General features: G+C 65.8%; 15 protein-coding genes. 13 read left to right on the top strand and 2 right to left on the bottom strand.

The genetic code is table 11. The annotated features are described in order from the left end of the window. Positions 1-111: 111 nt before the first annotated feature. The 10 genes from VFM98_RS17545 (at position 112) to VFM98_RS17505 (ending at position 4,728) form a co-directional block, all read left to right on the top strand. Positions 112-522, top strand: coding sequence for a hypothetical protein (locus VFM98_RS17545; protein WP_325111189.1), 411 nt, complete (start codon positions 112-114; stop codon positions 520-522). 321 nt (positions 523-843) lie between these two features. Continuing rightward, positions 844-1,101: a type II toxin-antitoxin system RelE/ParE family toxin gene (locus VFM98_RS17540; protein WP_325111191.1), complete on the top strand. Its 258-nt coding sequence runs from the start codon at positions 844-846 to the stop codon at positions 1,099-1,101. Between the two features lie 2 nt (positions 1,102-1,103). Then, complete coding sequence (locus VFM98_RS17535; protein WP_325111188.1) at positions 1,104-1,430, top strand: addiction module antidote protein; 327 nt, start codon at positions 1,104-1,106, stop codon at positions 1,428-1,430. Between the two features lie 171 nt (positions 1,431-1,601). Further along, complete coding sequence (locus VFM98_RS17530) at positions 1,602-1,823, top strand: BrnT family toxin (protein ID WP_325111187.1); 222 nt, start codon at positions 1,602-1,604, stop codon at positions 1,821-1,823. Between the two features lie 42 nt (positions 1,824-1,865). Continuing rightward, a complete protein-coding gene (locus tag VFM98_RS17525; protein ID WP_325111186.1) occupies positions 1,866-2,108 on the top strand; it encodes a BrnA antitoxin family protein in 243 nt (80 codons plus the stop codon). Between the two features lie 278 nt (positions 2,109-2,386). Beyond that, positions 2,387-2,491: a BrnA antitoxin family protein gene (locus VFM98_RS26150; RefSeq protein WP_414709042.1), complete on the top strand. Its 105-nt coding sequence runs from the start codon at positions 2,387-2,389 to the stop codon at positions 2,489-2,491. 81 nt (positions 2,492-2,572) lie between these two features. Further along, positions 2,573-2,995, top strand: a complete 423-nt coding sequence (locus VFM98_RS17520) for a hypothetical protein (protein WP_325111185.1) — start codon at positions 2,573-2,575, stop codon at positions 2,993-2,995. Positions 2,996-3,186: 191 nt separating this feature from the next. Next, complete coding sequence (locus VFM98_RS17515) at positions 3,187-3,657, top strand: GNAT family N-acetyltransferase (RefSeq protein WP_325111184.1); 471 nt, start codon at positions 3,187-3,189, stop codon at positions 3,655-3,657. A gap of 121 nt (positions 3,658-3,778) precedes the next feature. Continuing rightward, complete coding sequence (locus VFM98_RS17510; RefSeq protein WP_325111183.1) at positions 3,779-4,246, top strand: UPF0158 family protein; 468 nt, start codon at positions 3,779-3,781, stop codon at positions 4,244-4,246. 23 nt (positions 4,247-4,269) lie between these two features. After that, entirely contained in the window at positions 4,270-4,728 is a 459-nt protein-coding gene (locus VFM98_RS17505; protein ID WP_325111182.1) for a hypothetical protein, read from the top strand. 10 nt (positions 4,729-4,738) lie between these two features. Here the strand turns inward: VFM98_RS17505 and VFM98_RS17500 are convergent, their stop codons facing one another. Next, a complete protein-coding gene (locus tag VFM98_RS17500; protein ID WP_325111181.1) occupies positions 4,739-5,401 on the bottom strand; it encodes a 3'-5' exonuclease in 663 nt (220 codons plus the stop codon). A 4-nt stretch (positions 5,402-5,405) separates the two neighbouring features. Further along, positions 5,406-7,220, bottom strand: coding sequence for a DUF294 nucleotidyltransferase-like domain-containing protein (locus VFM98_RS17495; RefSeq protein ID WP_325111180.1), 1,815 nt, complete (start codon positions 7,218-7,220; stop codon positions 5,406-5,408). Positions 7,221-7,455: 235 nt separating this feature from the next. Here VFM98_RS17495 and VFM98_RS17490 point away from each other — a divergent pair, with 235 nt between their 5' ends. The 3 genes from VFM98_RS17490 to VFM98_RS17480 all read left to right on the top strand — a co-directional run. After that, on the top strand, positions 7,456-7,755 hold the full coding sequence (locus VFM98_RS17490) for a DUF485 domain-containing protein (protein WP_325111190.1): 300 nt from the start codon (positions 7,456-7,458) through the stop codon (positions 7,753-7,755). After that, on the top strand, positions 7,752-9,479 hold the full coding sequence (locus tag VFM98_RS17485) for a cation acetate symporter (RefSeq protein WP_325111179.1): 1,728 nt from the start codon (positions 7,752-7,754) through the stop codon (positions 9,477-9,479). The genes VFM98_RS17490 and VFM98_RS17485 overlap by 4 nt, the downstream gene beginning before the upstream one ends. A 164-nt stretch (positions 9,480-9,643) precedes the next feature. Continuing rightward, on the top strand, positions 9,644-9,899 hold a 256-nt coding region (locus VFM98_RS17480), incomplete at its 3' end, for an SRPBCC domain-containing protein (RefSeq protein ID WP_325111178.1).

Here is a 9,899-nt window from a genome sequence, read left to right as displayed (position 1 = left end):
CCGTGCGGCCCCTTGCCGCAACGTGCCGGTCACCTTCACGTTAGGCGGCAGAACCCAGCACGCGCCGAAAGTTCAGATAGCATCTTCAGCACTTGGTAGGAGATTGAGCGAATGAAGCTCCCTTCAGATCGGAGGATCCTGGAATGCATCTTCGACCGGTACGCGGGCGAGTTCGAGAATTTCGAACTTGAGAAGACACGATCGTCGAAGATATACGTACCTGTCGACTGTAAGGCGGTCGCAGCGACGCTAAAGACTAATCCCGACATCGTCTTCGGCCGCCTCTACTATCACTTGGAAAAGCGGTACGGCTATGTACAGGCCGATGGCTCGAAGGTTCATCTATTCGCTTTGAAAGTCGGCAATGACTCCAAGTGCGTCAACTTTCCCTTGCTCGCCTCAGTTCTTGCAGGGCTGCAGGAGGAGAGAACGCGGCACTTGGTCCCGCAGGCAATCGCGATTGCAGCGCTTGTCGTGTCAATTGCATCCATCGCGGTTTCGCTTTGGGCCGCAAAGCCGTAACTGGGGCCGCAGGCGGGCTTCGGGTTGGCTCGACCATCATCCGGCCTATCCACAAGTGGCGTCAGACCCGCGCGGGCGTTTCATGCAACAGGTCGGTTTGCGCCATCTGCGGCCTAGCAGGTCGTTCGACACGGACACGCACCGGCAAGGCCCCGCAAGCCGTGCGCGGGAGCATACGTCTCGCGGCGCCTTGCCGTCGCGTGCCGGTCAACTCCGACGTTCAACCGCAAATTCGACCAGCGCTCGAGCTTGACTGCGCTGTAGCCCATGGGATACACTCCGCGCATGCGCGTGGAGATGACCGAGGTCTACTGAGACTGGATCAACTCTCTGAGAGATCGGGCTGGCCGCGCGCGGATTCAGGTTCGAGTGGATCGACTGGGACACGGAAATCCCGGTCAGCACCGCGTGCTGATTGACGGCGTGAGTGAATTGAAGATTGACTTCGGACCTGGTTATCGGGTGTATTACACCGAGCGTAAGGGCGTGCTCATTGTTCTTCTCGCAGGTGGGGATAAGTCCTCGCAACAGAAGGACATAGAGACTGCGCTGGCGCTTGCGCGAGGTTTGCTGGAGTAGCGATGGCCAAGACAGTAAAGGCGAAGGAACCCGCGGCGCCGCGCACCAAGACGGTTGCGTACGACGTCGCAGAACAACTGCGTACGCCGGAAGAAATGGCGGCGTATCTGGATGCGTGGCTCGAAGAGGCTCCCGAGGACGCAGCAGGCATTGCGCGCGCGCTTGGAGACATTGCTCGCGCCAAAGGAATGAGCCAGGTCGCTCGCGATGCGGGGCTCAGCCGAGAAAGTCTGTACAAGGCACTGAGCGAGAACGGGAATCCGAGCTTCGCCACGGTGCTGAAAGTCGCTCGCGCGCTCGGCGTCAAGTTTCACGCAGAGGCCGCGTAGGTTGCGGTCGAACAGGTCGCTCGACACGGACACATTGCGGCAAGGGGCCGCACGGCGCCTTGGAAACATCGTGCACCGTGCGGCCCCGTGCCGCAACGTGCCGGTCGCCTTCACGTTAGGTCTCACTGGCGGTAGCGCTTGACCGACGGGTTGTTGTAGCTACAACAACCCATGCGCGTGACCTACGATCCCGATAAGCGCGCCAAGACCTTTCGGGAGCGCGGGCTCGATTTCGAGGATGCATCGATTGTGTTCGCAGGCCCCACGGTGGAGGTCAAGGACACGCGGCAAGACTACGGTGAAGCCCGAATCATCTGTTATGGCCTGCTCGCCGGACGCATGGTGGTGGTTGGCTACACACCGCGTGGCCGGCTCGCCACGTATTCAGCATGAGGAAAGCCAATGCCCGCGAAAAGGCCCGAATCGGGCGGCTCCTTGAAATCTGACCTGGCGCGTGTGGACGCGCACAGAATTAAGAAGAGCGAGTACGAAGAGCTGCCCGAATTCACCGACGAAATGCTCGCTCGTGCCGAGGTCAAGAAGGGCGGGCGACCGCCTGCGGCGAATCCGCGCAAACAGCTCACCCTGAGGCTCCCCGCCGACGTCATCGAAAGATGGAAGGCGACGGGCCCGGGCTGGCAGACCCGCATGGCCGAACGTCTGAGCAAAGTGCGGTGAGACCTAACAGGTCGTTCGACACGGACGCGCCGGCAAGGCGCCGCAAGCCGTGCGCGGAAGCATACGTCTCGCGGCGCCTTGCCGGTGCGTGCCGGTCCACTCGGACGTTTTTACCGCTGGGATACCGCCGTTGACGCCACTACGTCGCGTATATACCCTCGGAGGGATGGAGTTCTCCTGGTCCGAGGCGAAACGCGCAGCGAACCTGAAGGCACATGGGCTCGGCTTTGTTGATGCGCCTCTGGTGTTCGAGGGATGACGTTCACCTTTGAAGACGCTTGCGGATAGACCAGGACGTGCTCGAGTGGTTCAAGGCTCAAGGCCCTGGCTATCAGACGCGCATTAACAGCGTGCTGAGGGCATTCCGGGATGCATCGGTATAACACGTCATTCGACGCGGACACGCAGCGGCAGTGCGCCGCGACGTGCGCGTGAGAATACGTTTCGCGGCCCCTTGCCGGTGCGTGCCGGTCAACTCCGACGTTCAAACCTCACGAACCATGCCCGTTACGAACTACGACCCAGAACGCGCCCCGAATCCTCGGGAGTGGCTTGCCTTACCGGAGCAAGACCGAATTCGCCTGGTCAAGATGTACCACAGCGGCGCGCGCATCAAGGTTCCCGGGGCGGAGGCTCACGCCATGTTTCATGCGATCGTCGAGAACCAGATCGCGGAAGCACATGCCCCCACCTGCCGTACAGTGGAAAGGCTGCAGAGAGAAGGGCTCAATCGGCACGACGCCATTCACGCTGTCGGCTTGGTCATCGCCGAGTTTATGTACGACGCGATGAAGGGATCGAGCGCCGCGTCTGGCGACAGCGCGCAGGCGGAGCTCGACGCAAAGGTGGAGGCGCTCAACGCCAGAGCCTGGAGGGAGGGCAGATGACTGTGAGGTCCAACAGGTCGTTCGACTCGGGACAGCACCGGCAAGGCGCCGCAAGCCCTGCGTGCATACGTCTTGCGGCGCCTTGCCGGTGCGTGCCAGTCACCGTGGAGCCCTGCTGAAAGACTGCGCGAGACGTGGTGGCGGGTGCCGCGCTGGCGGAGGAGAATGAGCCCGTTCGAGAAGGAGCCGCCGTGCTGACCATAGCTCCCCTGGCCAACCATCAGGAACTGGTGCCGTTGCTCTGCGGCTGGTTTCGTGACGAATGGCCAGAGTGGTATGGGCCGGATGGTCCGGGCGATGCCGCTGCGGATGTAAGTGCGTTTGCCGCTTCCGAGACTTGCTTGCCGGTAGGCCTCGTCGCGTTTGAAGACACCAATCCAGTGGGGGTCGCCGCTCTCAAATCCGAGTCGCTGCCCACGCACAAGCACCTCACGCCCTGGGCGGCGGCTGGCTTGGTTCTGCCGTCACATCGTGGAAGGGGCATTGGCCATCAACTGCTGGGCGCCGTCGTGAAGCATGCGCGACACCTCGGCTTCGAGCGCGTCTACTGTGGCACTGCCACTGCGGTCACGCTCTTGCGCCGCAGCGGGTGGTCCGAACTGGAAGTTGTCGAACATGAAGGGCATCGCCTTGCAATCTTCGAGACGCGGACCGCGGTCTGACAGTCGTTCGATGCGGACACGCACCGGCATTGCGCCGCGAGCCGGCCGCGGGTGCATACGTCTCGCGGCGCCTTGCCGCTGCGTGCCGGTCAAGTCCGAACGTTGGCTCACAGGGTGAATCATGCGCGCACACGTCTATCTCTCTGAACTTCAGGACGCCTTCGATTGGGTCAGCATGGGCGGCCCGTTCGAGAACACCGCATATGTGAGCCGCGAGTCGGGTCGGATCTTTTGGGATACGGACACCGATCCGGGCATTCTGGAAGAGGAACTGCCCGAGGACGTCGACGACGAAGCACTGTATGCCCGGGTACCCCACAAGCATGACCTGGACCTTGGGCAACAGCTGATCTTCCGCTTCGTGGAAGAGAAAGCCCCCGACGCGTACGACCAGGTTCGTGGGTATTTCTCCAGGCGCGGCGCGTACGCGCGGTTCAAGGAGTTCCTGGACCGCCGTGGACTCCTGCAGGCCTGGTACTCCTACGAGCAGCAAGCCTGCGAATCTGCGCTGCGCGAATGGGCCGCGTCCGAGGACCTGGAGGTCGTGGACGGGCAGCGACCCGAGGGCCAGCAGGCCGTACAAACCTGACAGCTGGCACGCACGCGCAGAACATGGCTCCGCTGCAGCTTGCCATTGCGGCCCTGTTTTCGGCGGCGGTGGCTGCGTTGGTGCCCTTTTCGGTGCGCGCCACCCCCATCCCCCTCCCTCCCGGCGAATACGATCTGACTGCCGAGACTGTCCTCCCCCACCTCGAGGAGGCGCTCCGCTACGCCACGACCCGTTCGCGCCAGTGCCTGCGCGAGCCAGACGCAACGGCCATGTTCCCCCTCCTGCGCCACCAGGCCTTCGCAGGCTGCAATCTGGTGAGCGCCGGCGAACCCGCCGACGGCCTGCACTTCACGCTCCACTGCGCGAACCCGCAGGCCGCCACCGGCGCTGCGACCTTCCGGCTCGAAGCCAACCGCATCGACGCCGTGCTCGAAATCAAGATGGGTGGCAAGAACATGACGCTCTCGCAGCGCCTCCACGGCCCCCGCATCGGCGCCTGCCCGGAATCAGGCCCGCGCTAGATTCAAGCAGCTACGAAGCCGCCCCCGCACCCAGCAGGTGCCTCAGCTTCACGAACGCCAGCCCCGCCATCACCGCGTCGCGCAACGCATCGTGCGCGCCCGCCATCGGCAGTTCCAGCTCCTGCATCACGGTCGCGAAGCGCAGGTCGATCTGCGCCGGCTCGTAATAGGGCGGCAACTGGCGCCGCTTCCATTCGTAGAACAGCGCCGAGACCTCGATCTTCGGCTGCGGCAGGCCCATGCCCAGCAGCGGAAAGATGGCCCGGTCGATCATGGCCACGTCGAACTCGAGGTAGTAGCCGACGATCGGGCGGCTGCCGATGAAGTGCATCAGCCTCATCATGGCCCCGTCGGGGTCCATGCCTTCCACCACGTCGCGCTCGCGCAGCCCGTGCACGCGCACGCTGTCCACCGAGATGCGGCGTTTGCTGGGGCGCACCAGCAGTTGCAGGCGCTCGCTGGTCAGGATGCCGTCGCCCACGATGCGCACGGCGCCGACGGAGATGATCTCGTCGCGGTGCACGTTGAGCCCGGTGGTCTCGCAGTCGAGGGCCACCCATTCGTCGGGCGGCGGCGGGTCCCACATGAAGCGGAAGCGCTCGTCGCCCAGGTGGTACAGCAGCCACTCGCGCTTGAGCGCGCGCAACCAGTGCCGGGGCGAGAGCGTGCTCATGGCCTCACAGCAGGTCGAGGCGGTAGCGGTGCCGCAGCAGCGCCTTGAAGCGCTTCACCACGGCCAGCGCGTCCTTCAGCAGGTCCCGCTGCAGCGGCGTGAGGGCGTTCACGTGCACGATGCGGCCGTTGCCGCTGTCGGCGGCGTCCAGGCCCACCTGCAGCTTCAGGCCCATGAGGAAGTAGAGGCTCTCGACCACTTCCGCGCCCACGTTGGGCGGCAGCCGCCCCGATGCGCACAGCGCCTCGATGCGCTCCACCGTGCCGGTGCAGGCCAGCCGCGCTTCCAGCGCCAGGCTGCGAACGCCGTGGACCAGGGGGAAGATGCCGGCCTTCTTCAGGTCCAGCGTGTCGCTGTCGGCCAGGAAGAAGAGGCGGTTCCACCAGCCGCTCTCCTGCTCGAAGGCGTCGATGGCGGCGGCGAAGCGCGCCATCAGCGCGTCGTTGTCGCTCAGCAGCCGGTCGACTTCGCCGCGCACCTGCGCGAGCAGGCTCGCATCGCCGCAGATCGGGCGGGCGTCGATGAAGATCGCCAGCGCGATGAGGCTCTCCGCATCGGGCATCAGCAGCCAGCGCCGCACCATCTCGCCGAAGGCCTGGGCCGGCTGGCGCCACTGCGGGTTGCTCACCATGATGTGGCCGGGGCACTCCGGGTAGCCGAAGGCGGTGAGCGCGTCGGAGAAGCGCTGGCAGATCGCTGCCAGGTCGTGCGGGCATTCGTAGCCGTCGCGCAGCACCAGGCCGTTGTCCTGGTCGGTCTTGAGCAGCTGCTCGCCGCGGCCTTCGCTGCCCATCACGAAGAGGCAGCTGTTGGCGAACAGGTCGGGCGGCGCGATCAGCTGCCAGGCGCGCTCGAACAGCTTGGCATTGAGTTCGCCCACCAGCCGCGCGATGGACGCCACCTTGGCGCCGCCGCGCCAGAGCAGCGCGGTCAGGCGCGTGATCTGCTCGGAGGCGCGTGCGAGCGCCTCGATGTTCTCCGCCTGCACGATCTGCACGGAGATCAGGTACGAGTGATTGGAGAGGAAGCTGAGCAGGTCCAGCTGCTCCAGGAAGCCGACCACGCGCTCGCCGTCCATCACCACCAGGCGGTGCACCTGGTGGCGGATCATCAGCGCCAGCGCCTCCACCAGCGAATCCTGCGGCCGCACGGTCACGAGCTGGAAGGTGGCGAACTCGCGCACCGGCAGCCGGTCGAGCGGCGTGCCTTGCAGCACGGCGCGCTGCAGGCCGGTGGTGGTGAAGACGCCGGTGCGGGGCGGCTCGGTGCTGCGGTCGCGCACCAGCACGTTGCCGGTCTGGCGCGCCTGGAAGACGCGCACCACCGAGACCACGTCGTCGTCGGCGTCGACGACATGCGCCGGCCGCAGGTAGGCCTCGCTCACGCGCCCGAGCGCGAGCGATTGCCGCTCCTGCGCTCTCGCGCGTGCGTCGAGCGCACTGAGCTTGTGCGAGAGGTCGGCGAACAGCAGCGCGCCGAAGGTGGCGTTGCGCGAGATGAGCTCGCTCACGGCCTCGCGCGCGATCAAATGTGCGAGCACCTCCTCCTGCGCCACGAAGCGGCTGCTGGCCTTGCCGGCGACGAGGGCGCGGCCGTCGAAGCAGTCGTCGGGCCCGTAGGTGGCCACCAGCTCCTCGCCGTCGAACTGCTGCACGCGGCCCTTGATCACGACGAACAGGTGCGCCGGTTCCACCCCGGGCGCGAGCAGCGTCGCGCCTTCGCGCCAGTAGCCGATGTCGACGTGGTCGCGCACGAGCCGCTGTTCGTCGGCGGACAGGCAGTCGAAGGGCGAGACCGAGAAGTCGAAGGACGCAGGCACGGTGCCCGATCATCGGGGCCGGTCCTTGCCGGCCGCTTGCGCTGGCTCAAACGCGCGCCGCCGTCAGATTCGCGTCAGTCGTTGTTCGCGGTCAGATAGCGGTCAGCCTGGCTCACCACACTCCGCCCGTTCGCAACCAAAGGGGACAACAGTGAGTGAGACAAGCATCGCCCGGCCCGCGGGCACCGCGGGCAGGCGCGCAGCGCCGGCGCCGGCGGCGACGCGCCTCGACGACGTGACGGCGCGCATCCGCGCCAATCCCAAGTACCAGGAACTGCGCCGCAAGCGCAACGGCTTCGGCTGGACGCTCACGTTCGCGATGCTGGTCGTGTACTACGGCTACATCGCGCTGATCGCGTTCAACAAGCCCTTCCTGTCGCAGCCCATGGGCGCCGGCGTCACCACGATCGGCGTGCCGATCGGCATGGGCGTCATCCTCTTCACCATCGTGATCACGGGCCTCTACGTGCGGCGCGCCAACAATGAATTCGATGCGCTCACGCGCGACATCCTCGAGGAAGAGGTGAAGAAATGAGCCGCACCCTGCGAACCCTTGCGGCCTTTGCCGCGCTTGCCGCGCCGCTGGCCGCACTCGCGGCCGGCGACGGCCCCGGCCAGGCCGCCAAGCAGGCCACCAACTGGACGGCCATCACGATGTTCGCCATCTTCGTGATGGGCACGCTGTGGATCACCAAGTGGGCCGCGGCGCGCACCCGCTCGGCGGCGGACTTCTACACCGCCGGCGGCGGCATCACGGGCTTCCAGAACGGCCTGGCCATCGCGGGCGACTACATGTCCGCCGCTTCCTTCCTCGGCATCTCGGCGGCCGTGATGGCCACCGGCTACGACGGCCTGATCTATTCGATCGGCTTCCTCGTGGGCTGGCCCGTCATCACCTTCCTGATGGCGGAGCGGCTGCGCAACCTGGGCAAGTTCACCTTCGCCGACGTGGCCGGCTACCGCTTCAAGCAGACGCCGATCCGCGCCTTCGCCGCCTCGGGCACGCTGGTCGTGGTGGCCTTCTACCTGATCGCGCAGATGGTGGGCGCCGGCCAGCTGATCAAGCTGCTGTTCGGCCTCGACTACTGGGTCGCGGTGGTGCTGGTGGGCGTGCTGATGATGGTGTACGTGCTGTTCGGCGGCATGACGGCCACCACCTGGGTGCAGATCATCAAGGCGATCCTGCTGCTGGCGGGCGTGAGCTTCATGGCCTTCATGGTGCTGGCGCAATACGGCTTCAGCCCCGAGGCGCTGTTCGCCAAGGGCGTGGAAGTGAAGAACGCCATCGCGCAGAACGCGGGCAAGACGCCCGAGGAAGCGAAGAGCATCGGCCTGTCGATCATGAACCCGGGCGGCTTCGTGAAGGACCCGATCTCCGCCATCAGCTTCGGCATGGCGCTGATGTTCGGCACCGCGGGCCTGCCGCACATCCTGATGCGCTTCTTCACCGTGCCGGACGCGAAGGAAGCGCGCAAGTCGGTGTTCTGGGCCACCACCTGGATCGGCTACTTCTACATCCTGATCTTCATCATCGGCTTCGGCGCCATCGCGCTGGTGCTCACCAACCCCGACATCGCCGACGTCTCCAAGGGCGTGATCAAGGGCGGCGCGGGCACGGCCAACATGGCGGCGGTGCTGGTGGCCAAGATGGTGGGCGGCGACGTGTTCTTCGGCTTCATCTCCGCGGTGGCCTTCGCGACCATCCTGGCGGTGGTGGCCGGCCTCACGCTCTCCGGCGCCTCGGCGGTGTCGCACGACCTGTACGCCACCGTGTTCAAGAACGGCAAGGCCGACAGCGCCTCCGAGCTGAAGGTCTCGCGCATCACCACCGTGGCGCTGGGCATCGTGGCCGTGGTGCTGGGCATCGCCTTCGAGAAGCAGAACATCGCCTTCATGGTGTCGCTCGCCTTCGCCATCGCGGCCTCGGCCAACTTCCCGGTGCTGTTCATGTCGGTGCTGTGGAAGGACTGCACGACCAAGGGCGCGGTGATCGGCGGCTTCCTGGGCCTGATCTCCTCGGTGGCCCTGACGGTGGTTTCGCCCTCGGTGTGGGAGGTGACGCTGGGCAACCCGAAGGGCAGCGCCTGGTTCCCCTACACCTCGCCCGCGCTGTTCTCGATGGCGATCGGCTTCTTCGGCATCTGGCTGTTCTCGATCCTGGACCGCAGCGCCCAGGCCGCCAGGGAGCGCGGCGCGTTCGAGGCGCAGCAGGTGCGTTCGGAGACCGGCCTTGGCGCCGCGGGAGCGTCCGGGCACTGAGACGGATTGCCAGGGAGGAGACTTGCAAGAAGGAAGGGGCGCGGCGAAGGCCGCGCCCTTTTGCCTTTGGGGGGCAGGGCGAAACTGCCGCGCCAGGCGATCGAGCCCCGTGGCTCGGCGGCCCATCGCCTGCTAGCATGCCAAGCCGTCCCCCAGGAGGCCTCATGGCGACGAACACGGTCAAGCTCCACCGCGTGCTGCGCACCCGCCCCGAGCGGCTCTATCGCGCCTTCCTCGACCCCGACGCGATGGCCAAGTGGCTGCCGCCCCACGGCTTCACCGGCAAGGTGCACCAGATGGACGCGCGCGTGGGCGGCACCTACAAGATGTCATTCACCAACTTCAGCTCGGGCAAGAGCCACTCATTCGGCGGCGAGTACCTGGAACTGATCCCCAACGAGCGGCTCCGGTATGTCGACC

The sequence above is a fragment of the Ramlibacter sp. genome, from assembly GCF_035706265.1.
Taxonomy (GTDB): Bacteria; Pseudomonadota; Gammaproteobacteria; order Burkholderiales; family Burkholderiaceae_C; genus Ramlibacter.
The sequence above is the reverse complement of the archived record's forward strand: the minus strand, read 5'-3'. Positions and strand labels throughout refer to the sequence as shown.